Origin of the sequence: Serratia sp. EWG9, assembly GCF_019913725.1 — a bacterium.
In the GTDB taxonomy this organism is placed as follows: domain Bacteria; phylum Pseudomonadota; class Gammaproteobacteria; order Enterobacterales; family Enterobacteriaceae; genus Serratia; species Serratia ureilytica.
Genome location: NZ_JADNRO010000001.1, coordinates 633940 through 651811 on the forward strand (window position 1 = coordinate 633940; position 17872 = coordinate 651811).

Here is a 17872-nt window from a genome sequence, read left to right on the forward strand (position 1 = left end):
CGCTGTATCAACTTTCAGCCATACTTTGTCTATCATTTTCACTGAATCTTGCCTGGTGAGCATTGCCAGGTTATGGACTACTACCATCAGGAGTTTTATATGATCAAGCGTCTTCTCGTCGTTGCCGTCGCCGCCGTTACGTTGGCTGGGTGTGCCAATGAATCCATGTCCGGCGATGTCTACTCGTCCTCGCAGGCCAAGCAGGTGCAGAACGTCACTTACGGGACGCTGGTTTCCGTGCGTCCGGTTAAAATTCAGGGCGGCGAAGGCTCCAACGCCTTGGGGATGATCGGCGGCGCGGTAATTGGTGGGCTGTTGGGCAACACCGTTGGCGGCGGCACCGGCCGTACGCTGGCTACCGCGGCGGGCGCTATCGCCGGCGGCGCGGCGGGCAACAGCATCGGTGAAGTGGCCGGTCGTACCTCAGGCTACGAGCTGGAAATCAAAACCGACCAGAAAGAGAACATCGTCGTGGTGCAGAAAGCAGGCGACACCAAGTTCAGCCCGGGTCAGCGCGTGCGCATGGCGCGCATGGGCGACACCATCACCGTCTCTCCGCTGTAAGTCAGCAGGCGGCACACGGCAAACCGGAGGCAATCGCCTCCGGTTTTATTTCTGATGCTGTGAAACTGTAATCGTAGAAAAATAAGAATATTATTATTTGTTCTGCAGTTCGGTGATATTTTGTTCTAACTTGCCAATCAGCCCTACCAACAGATGCACTTCGTCGGCGGTAATGCCGCTTAAAATCTCACTGCGCGTAGATGTGATCACACTGTCGACTTCCCTGATGATCGGATCGGCCGCTTCGGTCAGCTTGATGCGCTTCGCGCGGCGATCGTTGGCACAGGTGTGACGCGTGATAAGCCCCTTCTCCTCCAGTTGGTCCAGCGTGCGAACCAGTGACGGTTGCTCGATACCGATCGCCTTGGCCAGCTGGATTTGCGACTGCTCCGGCGGCAAGCGATTGATATTGTGCAACGTAACCCAATGCGTTTGGGTCAGCTCCAACGGCTTGAGCCGATGATCGATGAGCGCTCGCCAAACACGAACCAATCGTGCTAAATCTGAACCTAATGTTGACTCCACTTACCCCTCCTTATAATTAGCATGCTAACATTACCTCCCAGAGCTTAGACTATTTTGGGTAACTCACATTAAAAACACAAATGTATATAATGTATATTGTGGAAATAACCACTATTTTTAGCCGCTATTGTTTAATCGTTATGCAAATATTCAACATATTCACCCGTAGGGATTGTTAATGTGAATACATCATGGTTACACGCCTCATCGCCCTTACCCGATTTGGTCCTGGGGGCATCGCTTTATTTTCCACCCATATTTAAAGCTTTTTTGCTAGGACTGGTCTTATGGTTGCTGATTCATCAGCTGCTCAGGGACTGGATGTATTCCGGTGAAATCTGGCACCCCATGTTGATGGACCTGTCCATTTTCGTCCTGACCGTCAGCGGTTCCTTATGGATTTTAGCGAGTTGGTAACCCATGCAGCATAAAACATTAAAATACTTTTCTACGGTGATCGTCTGCGCCATTGCCGTCTGCGCCGGTTGGTGGCTCTGGAATTATTATATGCAATCCCCATGGACCCGTGACGGAAAAGTGCGCGCAGAACTCGTCAATATCACCCCTGAGGTTTCTGGAAGATTAGAGAAAATAAGTGCGAATGACAATCAATTCGTACCTGCGGGAAGTCTGATTTTTACCCTCGACCCGGTGCCTTATCAGATCGCGCAGGACAATGCCGAGGCCGCGGTGGCAAAAGCGCAATCGGATCTGGCCAAGGCGGACCACGAAGCCGCCCGACGCCGCGGGTTGCCGCGCAACGTTATTTCCGCTGAAGATTTGGATGAGTCCAATTTAGCCGCTCAGGCAATGAAGGCCGCCTATAAAGCCGCCCTGGCCAACCTGGAACAGGCCAAATGGAATTTGAGCAAAACTAAAATTTACGCGCCGACCGACGGTTATATCACCAATCTGCAGGCGCGGGTCGGGAACTACGCCAACGCCGGCACGCCTTTGGTCGCGCTGGTGGATGTCCATTCGTTTTATGTACTCGGTTATTTCGAAGAAACCAAGCTGAAACATATAAAAGAAGGCAATAAAGCCGATATTGTCTTATATAACGGCAACACCCCGCTGCAGGGGGAAGTAGAGAGTATCGGCCGCGCCATTTACGATCAGAGCGTTGACAGCAACAACGATCTATTAATGGATGTTAAGCCCAATGTTCCCTGGGTGCGTTTGGCTCAGCGCGTGCCGGTGCGGATAAAATTGCTCAACGTGCCCGCCGATTTGACGCTGGTTGCCGGCACCACCTGCACCATTTCGATTCATCAGCGGAACTAAAGTGTGAACCTGCCCTTTCTGGAGTGGAGCCGTACCCCCTGGGGTAAAGCGACCGGCGGCCAATGGCGCTATGCGCTGCGCAACTCGCTGGCGATGTGTCTGGCGCTGTGGGTGGCGTTCGTGCTCGAGCTCGACGAACCTTATTGGGCGCTCACCTCCGCCGCGGTGGTCAGCTTCCCCACCATCGGCGGCGTGATCAGCAAAAGCATCGGCCGCATCTTCGGCAGCCTGGTGGGCGCCGCCGCCTCGGTGGCGATCGCCGGCCACTGCCTGAACGATCCCTGGCTGTTCACGCTGTTCATCGCCGCCTGGATCGGGCTATGCACCTATATCTCCAACCATTATCAAAACAACGTTTCCTACGCGTTCGCGCTGGCGGGCTATACCGCCGCCATCATCGCCTTCGGTACGGTCAACGTCACCGATACCCAGCAGATCTTCGATATCGCCCAGGCGCGGGTTTGCGAAGTGATCACCGGCATTCTGTGCGGCGGGCTGATGATGATGATCCTGCCCAGCACCTCCGACGGTGAAGCCTTGCTGACTTCGCTGCGGCGCATGCAGCAGCGGCTGCTGGAGCACGCCGCCATGCTGTGGCAGCCGGAGGTCACCGCGCAGATGCGCACCTCGCACGAAGGGGTTATCGGCCAGATCCTGACCATAAACCTGCTGCGCATTCAGGCGTTTTGGAGCCACTACCGCCTGCGGCGGCAAAATAACCTGCTCAACTATCTGCTGCACCAGCAGCTGCGCATTACCAGCGTCATTTCCAGCCTGCGCCGCATGCTGCTGAACTGGCCGGATCGTCCCGCCAATCTGATGCCGGTGCTGACGCAACTGCTGGATGAATTGCGCGATCCCGCCACCGATAAATATCGCTTGGCGCGCCTGCTCCAGCAGATCGCCCCGCAAGATGCAGCGGACTACCGCCATCGCGCCTTCTGGCTGCGTTTGCGTGATTTCTGCTGGCTTTACCTGCGCTGCAACCGCTGGCTGCAACGATTGGAAAGCGCCACGGCGGTCAGCGATCTCCAGCCGCCGCGCGTCACCTCGCTGGCGCGCCATACCGACAGCTACGAAGCCGCCTATAACGGCCTGCGCACCTTTTTATGCATCGTGATCGGCTGCGCCTACTGGATCAACACGCAGTGGGACGCCGGCAGCGCGGCGCTGACGCTCACCGCCATCAGCTGCGTGCTCTACTCCTCCACGCCTTCGCCGATCAACAGCGTCAGCACCTTGCTCAAGGCGGTGCTGCTGCTCTCGGTCGCCTGCTTCGTGGTGAAATTCGGTTTGATGATCCAGATTGACGATTTCTGGGTGTTCTGCGCCTTCCTGTTCCCGATCCTGGTGACCATGCAGATGCTCAAACTGCAGAATCCGCCTTATGCCGCGCTTTGGGGGCAGCTGATCGTCTTTATGGGCTCATTTCTGACCGTCAGCAATCCGCCGAGCTATGACTACCAGTCCTTTATCAATGACAACATCGGTAAAATTGTCGGTGTGCTGCTGGCCGGGCTGGCGTTTCAGATCCTGCGCCCCAGCTCGGACAAGCGAAAGAGCCGCCGTATTATCCGCGCGCTGCGCCGCGACTTTATCGATCAGTTGAGCAAAAAGCCGCAGCAGAGCGAAAGCCAGTTTGAATCGCTGATCTACCATCGCATCAGCCAGCTCAATCAAAGTCATGACCAGGAGGCGCGCACCTGGTTGCTGCGCTGGGGCGTGGTGCTGCTCAACTGCAGCCATATCGTCTGGCAGCTGCGCGACTGGCAAACCCGCTCAGATCCGCTGTCGGCGGTGCGCAACGTCTGTATCCACTGCCTGCGCGGCATCATGACGGAGAAAGGCGTGCAGCACAGTTCGCTGGACGCCACGCTGCAAGAACTGCTGCGCATGAGCAACGCCCTGGCGCACCACCCGGAACAGGCGGCGCGCGATCTGGCCGGCCTGATTTGGCGGCTCTACTGCTCGCTGCAGCAACTGCAACAGGCCATTGGCCAGCCCGCCGCCACTGCGGCCGTCAGCGGCGGATGATCACTTGATCACGCCGCAGGCGAAGCGCTCGCCGCCGCCGCCGAGCGGCAGCGGATGATCCGAGTGATTATCGCCGCCGGCGTGCACCATCAGTGCCTTGCCCTCAATTTCACTGATTTTTTTCAGCCGCGGCGCCAACACCGGATCGTTCGCCATGCCGTCGGCGGTCACATAGATGGCCGGCAAATCGCCCAGATGCCCGTCGGCATACGGCCCGAGGTGTTTCCCGGTTTTTTGCGGATCAAAATGCCCGCCGGCCGCCAGCGCCGCCACCGCCTTGCCGTCCTTCATGCCCGGCTCGCAGCTGCCTTTCTCATGCACATGGAAACCGTGCACCCCGGCCGGCAAGGCTTTCAGGCTCGGCGTGAACAGTAAGCCGTAAGGCGTTTCGCTGATGGCCACTTTGCCGATATCCTGACCGATGCCCTGCCCGGTCACCAAGTTCATCTCAACGTCGACCGTCGCCGCCTGAGCGGCCCCGCAGGCCATCAGGCCAAGCGCCGCATACCAATAACGTTTCATCAATCAGTCTCCTTAATGACTATATCGAGTTATCAGTATAGGAGAGCCAGCGCCAGCACTGTTAACCAACGCACAATCTCGCCAATTTGATTCGCGGGCCTAATATTTAGCACCAATAATAATTCTACCGATGTTGGTCCTCTGACCAGCTGTCGTTCGGCTAACGTTGTTTCCCTGTTTCCACCGCCGACGCGCGAGAGTTCACTTCCCGGCCAGGCGGCATACTTCATAAGGAACTGATATGGGCATCTTTAGCTATAAGGATCTGGACGAAAACGCGTCAAAGGCGCTGTTTTCCGACGCCTTGGCCATCTCTACCTACGCTTACCACAATATCGATAACGGCTTCGATGAAGGCTATCACCAGACCGGTTTCGGCCTCGGTCTGCCGCTGACGCTGATCACGGCGCTCATCGGCAGCACCCAATCGCAGGGCGGCCTGCCCGGTCTTCCCTGGAACCCCGACTCCGAACAGGCCGCGCAGGACGCAGTGAACAATGCCGGCTGGTCAGTGATCGACGCCGCGCAGTTGGGTTACGCCGGCAAAACCGATGCGCGCGGCACCTACTACGGCGAAACCGCCGGTTACACCACCGCTCAGGCCGAGGTGCTGGGCAAATATGACAGCGAAGGCAATCTCACCGCCATTGGCATCTCATTTCGCGGTACCAGCGGCCCGCGCGAGTCGCTGATCGGCGATACCATCGGCGATGTGATTAACGATCTGTTGGCCGGGTTCGGGCCGAAAGGCTATGCCGACGGCTATACGCTGAAGGCCTTCGGCAATTTGCTGGGGGACGTGGCGAAATTCGCGCAGGCCCACGGGCTGAGCGGCGAAGACGTGGTGATCAGCGGCCACAGCCTCGGCGGGTTGGCGGTCAACAGCATGGCGGCGCAGAGCGACGCCAACTGGGGCGGCTTCTACGCGCAGTCCAACTATGTCGCCTTCGCCTCGCCGACCCAGTACGAAGCCGGCGGCAAGGTGATCAACATCGGCTATGAGAACGATCCGGTGTTTCGCGCGCTCGACGGCACCTCGCTGACCCTGCCGTCATTGGGCATTCACGATGCGCCGCATACCTCCGCCACCAACAATATCGTCAACTTCAACGACCACTACGCGTCGGACGCCTGGAATCTGTTGCCGTTCTCCATTCTCAACATTCCGACCTGGCTATCCCACCTGCCGTTCTTCTATCAGGATGGCCTGATGCGGGTGCTGAACTCCGAGTTTTATTCGCTGACCGACAAAGACTCGACCATCATCGTCTCCAACCTGTCGAACGTCACGCGCGGCAGTACCTGGGTGGAAGATCTGAACCGCAACGCGGAAACGCACAGCGGGCCGACGTTTATCATCGGCAGCGACGGCAATGATTTGATCAAGGGCGGCAAAGGCAACGACTATCTCGAGGGCCGCGACGGTGACGATATCTTCCGCGACGCCGGCGGCTATAACCTGATCGCCGGCGGCAAAGGCCACAATATCTTCGATACCCAGCAGGCGTTGAAAAACACCGAGGTCGCCTACGACGGCAATACGCTTTACCTACGCGACGCCAAAGGCGGCATTACGCTGGCGGACGACATCAGCACCCTGCGCAGCAAAGAAACCTCCTGGCTGATTTTCAGCAAAGAGGTGGATCATCAGGTGACCGCCGCCGGATTGAAATCGGATTCGGGCCTCAAAGCCTATGCGGCCGCCACCACCGGCGGCGACGGCGATGACGTCCTGCAGGCTCGCAGCCACGACGCCTGGCTGTTCGGCAACGCCGGCAACGATACGCTGATCGGCCATGCAGGCGGCAACCTGACCTTCGTCGGCGGCAGCGGCGATGACATTCTGAAGGGGGTCGGCAACGGCAATACCTTCCTGTTCAGCGGCGACTTCGGCCGCGACCAGCTGTATGGCTTCAACGCCACCGACAAACTGGTATTTATCGGCACCGAGGGCGCCAGCGGGAATATCCGCGACTATGCCACGCAGCAAAACGACGATCTGGTGCTGGCCTTCGGCCACAGCCAGGTCACGCTGATCGGCGTCTCGCTCGATCATTTCAACCCCGATCAGGTGGTGTTGGCCTAAAGACCGACGTAAAAAAAGCCGGGCGCTTTCGCCGCCCGGCTTTCCTCTTCCTACCCCGTCTCAGGGCACGTCATACCCCAACGCCGCCTTGCGAATGCGGAACCACTGCTGGCGGTTCAGCGCCAGTTTCTGCGCCTTCAACGCCGAACGCACCCGCTCGATCTTGCCGGAGCCGATAATCGGCAGCGGCGAAGACGGCAGGCGCATCACCCAGGCGTAAACCACCTGTTCAATGGTCTCGGCGCCGATCTCTTGCGCCACCCGCAGCAGCTCGTCGCGCAGCGGCTGGAACTCGGCGTCGTTGAACAAGCGGCCGCCGCCCAGGCAGGACCAGGCCATCGGTTTGATGCGCAGCTGCTGGCACTGGTCGAGCGTGCCGTCCAGGATCGCCGGTTGGTGAATCGGCGAGATTTCCACCTGATTGGTGACCAGAGAGAACGGCAGACGCGACTGCAGCAGTTGGAACTGCGCGGGCGTAAAGTTAGAGACGCCGAAATGGCGCACCTTGCCGCTTTTGTGCAGCGCGACAAAGGCTTCGGCCACGTCGTCAGCGTCCATCAACGGATCCGGGCGGTGGATCAGCAACAGGTCGAGGTAGTCGGTATGCAGATAGCGCAGCGAGTGTTCCGCGCTCTGTACGATATGATCGCGGTCGGTGATGTAGTGGCCGATCGAGTTGCCGGGCTTGGCGGTGGTGGCGATGCCGCACTTGCTCACCAGCTCCAGCGACTGCCGCAACGAGGGCTTCAGGCGCAGCGCGTCGCCGAATGCCTGCTCGCAGGCATAACCACCATAGATATCTGCGTGATCGACGGTGGTGACGCCCAGTTCGACATGCTGTTCGATAAACGTCAGCAGCTGCTGCGGCGACATGCCCCACTTCATCAACCGCCAGTAACCGCAAATCATACGGGAAAATTCAGGCCCCTGCGGCGCGAGACGAATGCGTTCTACCATTGCGAAAACCTCATGACATTATTTGTCAGCCAGCATACACAAGCCGGTGAGGCGCAGGGAAGCGCAAAGGCGCATGAACGTGCGGCAGATCAGGAAAGGGTCAAAACAGCGAAGGCTGTTCCGGCAGCGGCTCGTCGGGGGCTTTGTTGGCGCGCTGCAGGCGCAGGAAACGTTGGCGACACAGACGCAGCACTTCGCGCTTTTGCGCGTCGCTCATGCTCATCCAGCCGAACCGCTCCTCGCGGCTGCGCAGGCAGCCACGGCAGAAACCGCGATCGTCGGCCTGGCAAATGCCGCGACACGGGCTGGGGATGTCGAAAAATTCAAGCTGCTGTGCCACGGGCCCTCCTGCATTCTCCTGCTAATTGAAGACGTCATCGCCGCCGCTGGCAAGTCCCTTTTCGCCATTGCGGCGAAAATAGTGGCGCAAATAGCGCAGCGCCTGACGGCTTTTCTCCGGCATAGTGCGTTCCAGCGTCAGCGCGTGCAGCCGCAGCGGCGCCGGCCGCCACTCCGGCAACAGCAGCAACAGCTCGCCGCGCTGCAGCTCGTCGCCAATTTCATACAGCGGCTGAACGGAAATGCCCAGACCGGCGCGGGTAAAGGCGCGCATCACGTTCATGCTCTCGCTGACGATCTGCCCCTCCGCCAGCCGCAGCTTGACCTGCTGGCCGGATTGATGCAGCAAATCCAGATGGGCCCCGCTGTAGCCGCTGGAGATCCAGCGGTGCTGCACCAAATCCTGCGCCTTTTCCGGCACCCCATGCTGGCTGAGGTAACGCGGCGCCGCGCACAGCACCATCGGCCACGCCGTCAGCGGGTGAGCGATCATATTGGCGTCCGCCAGTTGACGATTGGCGCGCAGCGCAATGTCGACCCGCTGTTCTATCATGTCGACGATGCGATCGTCCGCCAGCACCCGCAGCGTCAGCTTGGGATGCGCCTGCAACAGCGGCGCCAGCGCCTCCGCCAACGAGCGGCCGCCGATGCCGACCGGAGTGGCGATGCGCAGCTCACCCACCAGCGTGTCCCGCAGTTCCGCCAGCCGCTGCTCCGCCTGCTGCGCCTGTTGCAACATCGCCTCGCAGCCGGGATAAAACGCCGCCCCCGCCTCGGTCAACGCCAGACGGCGGGTGGAGCGGTGCAACAGCGGCACCCCGAGCGCCTTCTCCAGCGAGCGCATATGCTGACTGACCGCCGACGGCGTCATGCCCAGCCGCCGCGCCGCACCGACCAACGATCCCTCCGCCACCACGGTGGCGAACACCGCCATTCGATTGAGTTTATCCACGATTATGAAGTTTTACTTAATCAAGAAAGCATGAATATGGCACTAATCACGGCTATTGTTAAGGACTAGAGTAGATCCCACGCAGCAGGCACATCGGCCTGCCTTACGATACTGACCCATCCCTGAAGGAGCATACAGATGAAAGTAGCCATTATTGGAGCAACCGGTTTTGTTGGCCGCCGTGTGGTGGATGAAGCGCTGGCTCGCGGCATTCAGGTAACGGCGATCGCCCGTCAGAAAAAAGATTTGCCGGACCACGCCAATCTGACCGTCGCGCTGGGCGACGTCGCCGATACCGCCTGGCTGGCGGGACAGTTGCACGGTCAGGATGCGGTGATCAGCGCCTACAATCCCGGCTGGGGCGAAGACAACCTGTATGAGAAGACTACGCGCGGCGCCCAGCAGATCCTTACCGCGGTCGAGCAGGCAGGCGTCAAGCGCCTGTTGGTGGTGGGCGGCGCAGGCAGCCTGGAAGTGGCGCCGGGCGTTGAACTGGTGGATACGCCGCAATTCCCGGAAAATATCCGCCCCGGCGCGCAGGCGGTGCGCGATCTGCGCAATAAACTGCGGAACGAATCAGCGCTCGACTGGACCTATCTCTCTCCGGCCGCCCTGCTGGAACCGGGCAAACGCACCGGCCAGTTCCGCCTCGGCACCACGCAGCTGCTGATGAACGGCGACGCGCCGGCCAGCATTTCGGTGGAAGATCTGGCGGTGGCTATCGTCGATGAGATTGAAAAACCTCAGTTTATTCGCGCCCAATTCACCGCCGCCTACTAATTCCCCTCACCGCCAGGCCACCGGCCTGGCGTTTTCCCGCGTTCGCCGCCGCCAGTATTCTGAATTTCTAAGGTTTTCTTAAGTTTCATCCGGTAGATTTCAAGGCATTATCTACTCTCAGGATCCAGATTTGGCAATGTGGTTACGTCAACGCTTACAGTGCAACAGCCTCGGTTTTATCCTCGCCACCGCCCTGTTCTTCACTCTGTTCCAAAACGCGTTATTCCTGCATCGCGCCTGGTCGTATATCACCTTCGATAGCGTCCACAGCGTGATATTCGCCGCCAGCATGCCGGTGGTGATCTTCTGTGCGCTGAATATTATCTTCAGCGTGTTGACCGTGCCCTACCTGCGCAAACCACTGATCGTCTTTTTCTTGCTCGGCAGCGCCGCAGCCAACTATTTCATGTACAGCTATGGCGTGGTGATCGACGGCAACATGATGCAAAACGCCTTTGAAACCAACACCCACGAAGCGACGGCGTTGCTGACGCCGCGCATGGGGCTGTGGCTGGCGCTGCTCGGCGTCCTGCCGGCGGCGGCGGTTTGCTTCACCCATATTCGCCAGACCCGCCCCTGGTGGTACATGGTTGGGCTGCGCGCCGCCAACGTCATGCTGTCATTGGTGGTGATCCTGATCATCGCCGCGCTGTTCTACAAAGACTACGCTTCGCTGATCCGCAACAATAAAAGCGTGGTGAAGATGTTAACGCCTTCCAACTTCGTCGCCGGCACCATCAAGTTTACCGAGCAGCGCTACTTCACGCGCAATCTGCCGCTGGTGAAGATCGGTGAAGACGCGCGCAAAGGGCCGCTGATCGCCGGACAGGCCAAGAAAACGCTGGTGATCCTGGTGGTGGGCGAAACCGCCCGCGCCGAAAACTTCTCTCTCGGGGGCTACGATCGCGAGACCAACCCGCGTCTCAAGCAGGACAACGTGGTCTATTTCAAGAACGCCAGCTCTTGCGGCACCGAAACGGCGATCTCCGTCCCCTGCATGTTCTCCAATATGCCGCGCAAAGCGTACGACGCAACTCAGGCGACGCACCAGGAAGGCATGCTCGACGTGCTGGCGCATGCCGGCGTCAACGTGCTGTGGCGCGATAACGACGGCGGCTGCAAAGGCGCCTGCGATCGGGTGCCGCACATCGACATGACCAAACTGAAACTGCCGCAGGACTGTGACGGCGAAGTTTGCATGGACAATGTGCTGTTGTACAAACTGAACGACTACATCAATAGCCTGAAAGACGACGGCGTGATCGTGTTGCACCAGATGGGCAGCCACGGCCCGGCTTATTACCGCCGCAGCACGCCGCAGTTCCAGACGTTTTCGCCGACCTGCAACAGCAATCAGATCCAGGATTGCAGCCATGAACAGCTGGTGAACACCTACGACAACTCGATCCTGTATACCGACGCGATGCTCGATGCCACCATCAAGCTGCTGCAGCAGTATGACGACCGGTTCAATACCGCGCTGGTCTACCTGTCCGATCACGGCGAATCGCTGGGAGAAAACGGCATGTATCTGCACGGCACGCCTTATGTCTTCGCGCCGAGCCAGCAAACTCACGTGCCATTCCTGATGTGGATGTCGGCCGACTATCAGCGCAATTTCGGCATCGATCGCCAGTGCCTGAGCGCGCTGGCGGAAAAGGACGACGTGTCGCAGGACAATCTGTTCCACACCCTGCTGGGCATGCTGAATGTGCAGACGCGTGAATATCAATCCCAGTTGGATATTCTGCAACGCTGCCGCAACGCGGCGTAAGCGCTTAACTTACGCGTGCCGCTGAGGCACAATGCCTGAGACCAACCGGCGTTTTGTGCGCCGGTTTTTTTATTCCCATTGACCTAGACCAATCGGTCTATTATGCTCGGCGCCATGATGACCAAATCAACGCATTGCAACGTGGATACACGTGAACATCTGCTCGCCACCGGCGAAACCCTCAGCCTGCGCCTGGGCTTTACCGGCATGGGGCTGAGCGAACTGCTGGCCACGGCGGGCGTGCCGAAAGGATCGTTCTACCACTATTTCCGCTCGAAGGAAGCCTTCGGCGAAGCGATGCTGCAACGCTATTTCGCGCACTATGATGCGCAAATGCAAAAGCTGTTTGCCGACGAGCACACCGATGCCCGCCACCAGCTCTTGGGGTATTACGCCCAGGCCATCAGTTACCACTGCCGCAGCGAATGTCATAACGCCTGTCTGGCGGTGAAACTCTCCGCCGAGGTGAGCGACCTGTCGGAGCCGATGCGCCATGCGCTGGAAACCGGGACCGCCCGGGTGATCGGCCACCTGCAGGCGGCCATTGAGCGCGGCATCGCCGAGGGATCGCTGTCGGTAGCCATGAGCCCGGCGGCAACTGCAGAGACGCTGTATGCCCTGTGGCTCGGCGCCTCGCTGCGCGCCAAGATCCGGCGATCGTTGGCCCCGTTGACCAGCGCGCTGGAAAGCATCGAGTTGCTGCTGCGCCCGCCGCAGCCGTAACACCACCGTCTTTTTTCGTGAAAATGCAGTTCGTGTTTTTTTATCGCCCATAACTAGACGACCGGTCTATTAAATACAGGATGCACTATGAAGACTGAAAAATTGCTCTCTCCGCTGAAAGTTGGCGCAGTCACCCTGCCCAACCGCGTGTTTATGGCTCCGCTGACGCGTCTGCGCAGCATCGAACCGGACGACATTCCCACGCCGCTGATGGCGGAGTATTATGCGCAGCGCGCCGGCGCCGGTCTGATCGTGACCGAAGCGACGCAGATTTCCTTCCAGGCGAAAGGCTACGCCGGTGCGCCGGGCCTGCATACCCCGGAGCAGATCGCCGCTTGGAAACACATCACGCAGGCGGTACACGACAAAAACGGCCACATCGCCGTACAGCTGTGGCACGTAGGCCGCATCTCCCACACCAGCCTCCAGCCGGGCGGACAAGCGCCGGTCGCCCCTTCGGCGATCAACGCAGACACCCGCACCACCGTGCGTGACGAAACCGGCGCCTGGGTGCGCGTACCGACCTCTACGCCGCGCGCGCTGGAAACCAGCGAGATCCCGGGCATCGTCAACGATTTCCGCCAGGCGACCGCCAACGCGCGTGAAGCCGGCTTCGACTTTATCGAGCTGCATGCGGCTCACGGCTATCTGCTGCACCAGTTCATGTCTCCGGCGTCTAACCAGCGTACCGATCAATACGGCGGCAGCATCGAGAATCGCACCCGCCTGACGCTGGAAGTGGTCGACGCCGCCATCGCAGAATGGGGCTCCGAGCACATCGGCATCCGCATCTCGCCGCTGGGGCCGTTCAACGGCCTGGACAACGGTGAAGATCAGGAAGAAGCGGCGCTGTACCTGGTGGAAGAGCTGAACAAACGCAACATCGCCTATCTGCACATCTCCGAACCGGACTGGGCCGGCGGCAAACCGTATTCCGACGCCTTCCGTGACTCGGTGCGCGCCCACTTTAAAGGGGTGATCGTCGGCGCCGGCGCCTACACCGCTGAAAAAGCCGAAGCGTTGATCGAAAAAGGCTTCATCGACGCGGTGGCCTTTGGCCGTAGCTACATCGCCAATCCGGATTTGGTCGAGCGTTTCCGTCAACACGCCCCGCTCAACGAACCTAAGCCGGAAACCTTCTACGGCGGTGGCGCCGAAGGTTATACCGACTATCCGTTTCTGACGAAGTAACCCGTCCTGACCCTAAACGGCCACGCAACCGCCTGGCCGTTTTTTTATGCACGCAAAAAGGCCCGCACAAGGCGGGCCGACGTTCCCTGGTGTTGTTATCTGCTACAGGTCAATTTCTACACGGTTACGCGCGGAATTGATAATTGATTGTGCAGATCAATTACTTCGTATCGATCGGTACACTCGATCAATATTTAAACACCCATGGCGAGGGGGCAAAAAGTGACATCGTCACCAACTAGTCACGTTGAATTCCCTTGCGGGACAAGGCTATACTCGCTTGTGCTTCAATCCACCCGCCGTCTGCCACGGCACAGTCAATTCAGAGGAATTATGCGCTTACTCCATACCATGATCCGCGTCGGTGATCTGCAACGCTCCATCGACTTCTACACCAAGGTATTAGGCATGCGCCTGCTGCGCACCAGCGAAAACCCGGAGTACAAATACTCGCTGGCTTTTGTCGGCTATACGGAAGAGAGCGAAGGCGCGGTTATCGAACTGACCTATAACTGGGGCACCGACAGCTACGACATGGGCACCGCCTTCGGCCACCTGGCGCTGGGCGTGGACGACGTCGCCGCCACCTGCGACAACATCCGCCGCGCCGGCGGCAACGTCACCCGTGAGGCCGGCCCGGTGAAAGGCGGCACCACGGTGATCGCGTTCGTCGAAGATCCGGACGGTTATAAAATCGAGCTGATCGAAAACAAACACGCCGGCCAAGGCCTCGGCCACTAAGCCTTTCTCGGGGCGCGCCTGTGCCCCGCTGATTCTCCGCGCGATAGCGCCTGCAACCGGGCGCAAAATTTGCCATAATGCGCGCTGCATTCGATGAAGATAAGAAACTGATGGCCGAAAAAAGTGATCTTAACGCCCTGAGTGGTCGTTTTCGTGGGTTTTATCCCGTAGTAATAGATGTTGAAACCGCCGGCTTCAACGCCAATACCGATGCGCTGCTGGAAATCGCCGCCGTGACGCTGAAAATGGATGAAGACGGCTGGCTGCAGCGCGACGAAACCCTGCACTTCCACGTGGAGCCTTTCGAGGGCGCCAACCTGCAACCGGAAGCGCTGGCGTTTAACGGCATCGATCCGCACAACCCGCTGCGCGGTGCGGTCAGCGAATACGACGCGCTGCACGCCATTTTCAAAGCGGTGCGCAAAGGGCTCAAGGATCGCGGTTGCAACCGGGCCATTATCGTCGCGCACAACGCCAACTTCGATCACAGCTTCCTGATGGCCGCGGCCGAACGCGCCGGTTTGAAGCGTAATCCGTTCCATCCGTTCGCCACCTTCGACACCGCTGCGCTGAGCGGCCTGGTGCTGGGGCAAACGGTGCTGGCCAAAGCCTGCATCGCCGCCGGCATGCCGTTCGACAGCAGCCAGGCGCACTCCGCGCTGTACGACACCGAACAAACCGCCCTGCTGTTTTGTGAGCTGGTTAACCGCTGGAAGCGTCTCGGCGGCTGGCCGCTGCCCGCCGGCGATCTCGCCGAATAAGCCCAATAAAAAAGGCGGCCCAGTTTGCACTGGCGCCGCCCGTTACGCGATAACCGCAAGTCTGTCGATTAAGACTGCTGGTCTTCCTGCGCTTTATACTTTTCTGCCGTTTCTTTGATCAGCTGCTGCAATTCGCCGCGCTGATACATTTCGATGATGATATCGCAACCGCCGACCAGCTCACCGTCTACCCACAGCTGCGGGAAAGTCGGCCAGTTGGCATATTTTGGCAACTCGGCGCGGATGTCCGGGTTTTGCAGAATATCCACATAGGCGAAACGCTCGCCGCAGGCGGACAGCGCTTGCACAGCCTGCGCAGAGAAGCCGCAGCTCGGCAGCTTTGGCGAACCCTTCATGTACAGCAGAATCGGGTTTTCAGCGATCTGGTGCTGAATTTTTTCAAGTGTCGTCGTCATTTATTGCTTCCTCAAGCCACATTTCATGGCTACAACATGCATCACGCGGGCTATTGTAGCGGCTGGAACAGTCGCAAGAAAACGCCATCTTTTGCAAGGATATTCGCCCGCCGCCGATCGCGTTTCACCGGCCACGTCATTCCGGTCAAAACATACGTTGAGAATAACATTTTTAATCCGACCATTTCACTAATATATTGCGCCGCGATGACGGCGCGGCTTAATTATATCCGCTACCGCCGCCTGGCGCTTTTTTATACATCAACAGGCTGATTTTAAACCAAAAAAAATGTCATTAACGTTTTCTCACAATATGGATTATTATTTATGAGTTCTTCGCTGTTTTATATGGCGAAATTCGGGAATACTGTAACTCTTTCGATATCCGTTTCGGGGCCAAGGTTGGTGACGTCAACATGCGTTTAATTCTTACGCTCTTTGCGCTGCTGTTTACGCAGCTCTTCTTCAATTTGGCGCACGCTGCGCCACAGGCGCGTGTTGCCGCCGAGCAGCGTAAAAGCCATGCCAATGAAGCGCGGCCCGATGACCGCAGAAAAAAGAAAGCGGATAAAGCCGCCAAAAAAGCCAAAGTGACGGCCCCCGAGAAAAAAACCAAGACCGCCAAGGTCAAAAGCGAGAAAAGCGCGAAAAAGATCGTCAGCGCCAAACCCAAGGCCAAAGCGCAGAAAACCGCCAAAATTAAAGTCACCCCGCCGAAAAAGGGCTACAAAAAAGGCTATGGCCGCCACCGCGAAGCCGGTATGGCCACCGCCAAGCTGGCGCGTGATGAAAAACCGTTGAAACTCAGCCCGGCGCACAAAAAGCGTTACCAGCACGCCAAGCAGACCGCGATGGCCAAGCTGATGGATCAGATGGGCAAGCCTTACCGCTGGGGCGGCAGCTCGCCGCGCACCGGCTTCGACTGCAGCGGCCTCATCTATTACGCCTATAAAGACGTGGTGAAAATCAAGATGCCGCGCACCGCCAACGAAATGTATCACCTGCGCGACGCGGCGCCGATCAAGAAGAGCGAACTGGAAAGCGGCGATCTGGTGTTCTTCCGCATTAACAACCGCGGCGTGGCGGATCATGTCGGCGTCTACCTCGGCAACGGCAAATTCATCCAGTCGCCGCGCACCGGCGAAGAGATCCGCATCAGCCAGCTCGATAACGACTATTGGCAGAACCACTACATCGGCGCTCGCCGCGTAGTGACGCCGAAAACCATCCGTTAATTCCCTGCTCTTCGCGGTTGCGGCCTCGGCCGCAACCGCCTGCTCAAGCTATCGCCCATCGCACTCCCCCACGCGCATTTCTCGCTTTTCCTCCTGTTTTTTATGATGAAAATTGTTAAGATTGAATGACCACAATAAAAAAACGGCCCATCCGGCGTTCGCCCCGGCGAGAAGCTGAATGGCGCTGTAAAGGAGGAAGCAATGTCGTTTGAATTACCTGCATTACCGTATGAGAAAAACGCGCTCGAGCCGCACATCTCCGCCGAGACCCTGGAATACCACTACGGCAAACACCACAACACCTACGTGGTTAACCTGAACAACCTGGTGAAAGGCAGCGAGTTCGAAGGCAAATCGCTCGAAGAGATCATCAAGACCTCTAACGGCGGCGTGTTCAACAACGCCGCGCAGGTGTGGAACCACACCTTCTACTGGCACTGCCTGTCGCCACAGGGCGGCGGTGAACCGCAGGGCGAACTGGCGGCGGCGATCGTCAAATCCTTCGGCTCTTTCGCTGCGTTCAAAGAGCAGTTCACCGATGCCGCCGTGAAAAACTTCGGTGCCGGCTGGACCTGGCTGGTGAAAAAACCGGACGGCGCGCTGGCGATCGTCAACACTTCCAACGCGGCAACCCCGCTGACCGGCGAAGACAAACCGCTGCTGACCGTTGACGTGTGGGAACACGCGTATTACATCGATTACCGCAATGCGCGTCCAAAATACCTGGAAAACTTCTGGGCGTTGGTCAACTGGACTTTCGCGGCGGAAAACCTGGCGTAAGCGCAGGCCTTGCCTAAGTGATGAGGCGCAGCTTGGCTGCGCCTTTTTTAAAACTGGCGGGAAATCAGTTCAACGCGGCGACAAAGCTGAAAGCGATGATCATCGCCAATGCGCAAACGGTGGTGAACAGCGACATCTTCAGATCGGTATCCATGACAACTCCTTTAAAATGGGCTTTCCTAAGGATAAAAGGCGCACAATTAGTACG

General features: G+C 58.4%; 20 protein-coding genes. 13 read left to right on the forward strand and 7 right to left on the reverse strand.

Annotated features, from left to right (window positions below):
* Positions 1 to 99 precede the first annotated feature (99 nt).
* Complete coding sequence (locus ITX55_RS02945; protein ID WP_025159710.1) at positions 100 to 564, forward strand: glycine zipper 2TM domain-containing protein; 465 nt, start codon at positions 100 to 102, stop codon at positions 562 to 564.
* 93 nt (positions 565 to 657) lie between these two features.
* Here the strand turns inward: ITX55_RS02945 and slyA are convergent, their stop codons facing one another.
* The gene (gene slyA / locus ITX55_RS02950; protein ID WP_004931301.1) at positions 658 to 1089 is read right to left on the reverse strand and encodes a transcriptional regulator SlyA; all 432 of its coding nucleotides are present in this window, start codon (positions 1087 to 1089) and stop codon (positions 658 to 660) included.
* A 180-nt stretch (positions 1090 to 1269) separates the two neighbouring features.
* Between slyA and ITX55_RS02955 the strand changes: the two genes are divergently transcribed.
* The 3 genes from ITX55_RS02955 to ITX55_RS02965 are packed head-to-tail and all read left to right on the forward strand — an operon-like array spanning position 1270 to position 4407.
* The gene (locus ITX55_RS02955; RefSeq protein ID WP_025159708.1) at positions 1270 to 1506 is read left to right on the forward strand and encodes a DUF1656 domain-containing protein; all 237 of its coding nucleotides are present in this window, start codon (positions 1270 to 1272) and stop codon (positions 1504 to 1506) included.
* Positions 1507 to 1509: 3 nt separating this feature from the next.
* On the forward strand, positions 1510 to 2373 hold the full coding sequence (locus ITX55_RS02960; protein ID WP_223084795.1) for an HlyD family secretion protein: 864 nt from the start codon (positions 1510 to 1512) through the stop codon (positions 2371 to 2373).
* 3 nt (positions 2374 to 2376) lie between these two features.
* Positions 2377 to 4407: an FUSC family protein gene (locus tag ITX55_RS02965; protein ID WP_198793170.1), complete on the forward strand. Its 2031-nt coding sequence runs from the start codon at positions 2377 to 2379 to the stop codon at positions 4405 to 4407.
* Here the strand turns inward: ITX55_RS02965 and sodC are convergent, their stop codons facing one another.
* Entirely contained in the window at positions 4408 to 4929 is a 522-nt protein-coding gene (gene sodC / locus ITX55_RS02970) for a superoxide dismutase family protein (RefSeq protein WP_033642927.1), read from the reverse strand. It lies immediately after the preceding gene.
* A 241-nt stretch (positions 4930 to 5170) separates the two neighbouring features.
* On the opposite strand from sodC, the gene ITX55_RS02975 reads away from it, so the two are divergent.
* Positions 5171 to 7015: a polyurethanase gene (locus ITX55_RS02975; protein WP_223084796.1), complete on the forward strand. Its 1845-nt coding sequence runs from the start codon at positions 5171 to 5173 to the stop codon at positions 7013 to 7015.
* Positions 7016 to 7075: 60 nt separating this feature from the next.
* Here the strand turns inward: ITX55_RS02975 and ITX55_RS02980 are convergent, their stop codons facing one another.
* From ITX55_RS02980 to ITX55_RS02990, 3 genes are all read right to left on the reverse strand, one after another.
* Positions 7076 to 7972: an aldo/keto reductase family oxidoreductase gene (locus ITX55_RS02980; RefSeq protein ID WP_223084797.1), complete on the reverse strand. Its 897-nt coding sequence runs from the start codon at positions 7970 to 7972 to the stop codon at positions 7076 to 7078.
* A gap of 100 nt (positions 7973 to 8072) precedes the next feature.
* Positions 8073 to 8312, reverse strand: coding sequence for a DUF1289 domain-containing protein (locus ITX55_RS02985; protein ID WP_019455980.1), 240 nt, complete (start codon positions 8310 to 8312; stop codon positions 8073 to 8075).
* Positions 8313 to 8333: 21 nt separating this feature from the next.
* The gene (locus ITX55_RS02990) at positions 8334 to 9263 is read right to left on the reverse strand and encodes a LysR substrate-binding domain-containing protein (RefSeq protein ID WP_223084798.1); all 930 of its coding nucleotides are present in this window, start codon (positions 9261 to 9263) and stop codon (positions 8334 to 8336) included.
* Positions 9264 to 9401: 138 nt separating this feature from the next.
* On the opposite strand from ITX55_RS02990, the gene ITX55_RS02995 reads away from it, so the two are divergent.
* The 6 genes from ITX55_RS02995 to rnt all read left to right on the forward strand — a co-directional run bounded on the left by ITX55_RS02995 (position 9402) and on the right by rnt (position 15233).
* Positions 9402 to 10043: an NAD(P)-dependent oxidoreductase gene (locus tag ITX55_RS02995; RefSeq protein WP_046686966.1), complete on the forward strand. Its 642-nt coding sequence runs from the start codon at positions 9402 to 9404 to the stop codon at positions 10041 to 10043.
* A gap of 136 nt (positions 10044 to 10179) precedes the next feature.
* Positions 10180 to 11817, forward strand: a complete 1638-nt coding sequence (gene eptA / locus ITX55_RS03000) for a phosphoethanolamine transferase EptA (RefSeq protein ID WP_046898485.1) — start codon at positions 10180 to 10182, stop codon at positions 11815 to 11817.
* Between the two features lie 102 nt (positions 11818 to 11919).
* On the forward strand, positions 11920 to 12540 hold the full coding sequence (locus ITX55_RS03005; protein ID WP_033642921.1) for a TetR/AcrR family transcriptional regulator: 621 nt from the start codon (positions 11920 to 11922) through the stop codon (positions 12538 to 12540).
* 87 nt (positions 12541 to 12627) lie between these two features.
* On the forward strand, positions 12628 to 13731 hold the full coding sequence (locus ITX55_RS03010; protein ID WP_223084800.1) for an alkene reductase: 1104 nt from the start codon (positions 12628 to 12630) through the stop codon (positions 13729 to 13731).
* Between the two features lie 333 nt (positions 13732 to 14064).
* Positions 14065 to 14472: a lactoylglutathione lyase gene (gene gloA, locus ITX55_RS03015; RefSeq protein ID WP_033652600.1), complete on the forward strand. Its 408-nt coding sequence runs from the start codon at positions 14065 to 14067 to the stop codon at positions 14470 to 14472.
* Positions 14473 to 14549: 77 nt separating this feature from the next.
* Positions 14550 to 15233, forward strand: coding sequence for a ribonuclease T (gene rnt / locus ITX55_RS03020; RefSeq protein ID WP_016927925.1), 684 nt, complete (start codon positions 14550 to 14552; stop codon positions 15231 to 15233).
* 68 nt (positions 15234 to 15301) lie between these two features.
* Here the strand turns inward: rnt and ITX55_RS03025 are convergent, their stop codons facing one another.
* The gene (locus tag ITX55_RS03025; RefSeq protein WP_004931329.1) at positions 15302 to 15649 is read right to left on the reverse strand and encodes a Grx4 family monothiol glutaredoxin; all 348 of its coding nucleotides are present in this window, start codon (positions 15647 to 15649) and stop codon (positions 15302 to 15304) included.
* Positions 15650 to 16065: 416 nt separating this feature from the next.
* Between ITX55_RS03025 and ITX55_RS03030 the strand changes: the two genes are divergently transcribed.
* Both ITX55_RS03030 and sodB read left to right on the forward strand, forming a co-directional pair.
* A complete protein-coding gene (locus ITX55_RS03030; RefSeq protein ID WP_042784370.1) occupies positions 16066 to 16884 on the forward strand; it encodes a C40 family peptidase in 819 nt (272 codons plus the stop codon).
* A 201-nt stretch (positions 16885 to 17085) separates the two neighbouring features.
* Positions 17086 to 17664 carry a superoxide dismutase [Fe] gene (gene sodB, locus ITX55_RS03035; protein WP_004931333.1) on the forward strand — a complete coding sequence of 193 codons (579 nt, stop codon included), beginning with the start codon at positions 17086 to 17088 and terminating at the stop codon, positions 17662 to 17664.
* Between the two features lie 64 nt (positions 17665 to 17728).
* On the opposite strand, the gene ITX55_RS03040 is transcribed toward sodB, so the two are convergent.
* Entirely contained in the window at positions 17729 to 17818 is a 90-nt protein-coding gene (locus ITX55_RS03040) for a YnhF family membrane protein (RefSeq protein ID WP_094143265.1), read from the reverse strand.
* Between the last annotated feature and the right edge of the window lie 54 nt (positions 17819 to 17872).

What these genes read in the sequence shown, in the direction of transcription:
- ITX55_RS02945 (WP_025159710.1), top strand. Translation starts at nt 100, where the DNA reads ATGATCAAGCGTCTTCTCGTCGTTGCCGTCGCCGCCGTTACGTTGGCT.
- ITX55_RS02960 (WP_223084795.1), top strand. Translation starts at nt 1,510, where the DNA reads ATGCAGCATAAAACATTAAAATACTTTTCTACGGTGATCGTCTGCGCC.
- sodC (WP_033642927.1), bottom strand. Translation starts at nt 4,929, where the DNA reads ATGAAACGTTATTGGTATGCGGCGCTTGGCCTGATGGCCTGCGGGGCC.
- ITX55_RS02975 (WP_223084796.1), top strand. Translation starts at nt 5,171, where the DNA reads ATGGGCATCTTTAGCTATAAGGATCTGGACGAAAACGCGTCAAAGGCG.
- ITX55_RS02980 (WP_223084797.1), bottom strand. Translation starts at nt 7,972, where the DNA reads ATGGTAGAACGCATTCGTCTCGCGCCGCAGGGGCCTGAATTTTCCCGT.
- ITX55_RS02995 (WP_046686966.1), top strand. Translation starts at nt 9,402, where the DNA reads ATGAAAGTAGCCATTATTGGAGCAACCGGTTTTGTTGGCCGCCGTGTG.
- eptA (WP_046898485.1), top strand. Translation starts at nt 10,180, where the DNA reads ATGTGGTTACGTCAACGCTTACAGTGCAACAGCCTCGGTTTTATCCTC.
- ITX55_RS03005 (WP_033642921.1), top strand. Translation starts at nt 11,920, where the DNA reads ATGCTCGGCGCCATGATGACCAAATCAACGCATTGCAACGTGGATACA.
- ITX55_RS03010 (WP_223084800.1), top strand. Translation starts at nt 12,628, where the DNA reads ATGAAGACTGAAAAATTGCTCTCTCCGCTGAAAGTTGGCGCAGTCACC.
- gloA (WP_033652600.1), top strand. Translation starts at nt 14,065, where the DNA reads ATGCGCTTACTCCATACCATGATCCGCGTCGGTGATCTGCAACGCTCC.
- rnt (WP_016927925.1), top strand. Translation starts at nt 14,550, where the DNA reads ATGCGCGCTGCATTCGATGAAGATAAGAAACTGATGGCCGAAAAAAGT.
- ITX55_RS03025 (WP_004931329.1), bottom strand. Translation starts at nt 15,649, where the DNA reads ATGACGACGACACTTGAAAAAATTCAGCACCAGATCGCTGAAAACCCG.
- ITX55_RS03030 (WP_042784370.1), top strand. Translation starts at nt 16,066, where the DNA reads ATGCGTTTAATTCTTACGCTCTTTGCGCTGCTGTTTACGCAGCTCTTC.
- sodB (WP_004931333.1), top strand. Translation starts at nt 17,086, where the DNA reads ATGTCGTTTGAATTACCTGCATTACCGTATGAGAAAAACGCGCTCGAG.
- ITX55_RS03040 (WP_094143265.1), bottom strand. Translation starts at nt 17,818, where the DNA reads ATGGATACCGATCTGAAGATGTCGCTGTTCACCACCGTTTGCGCATTG.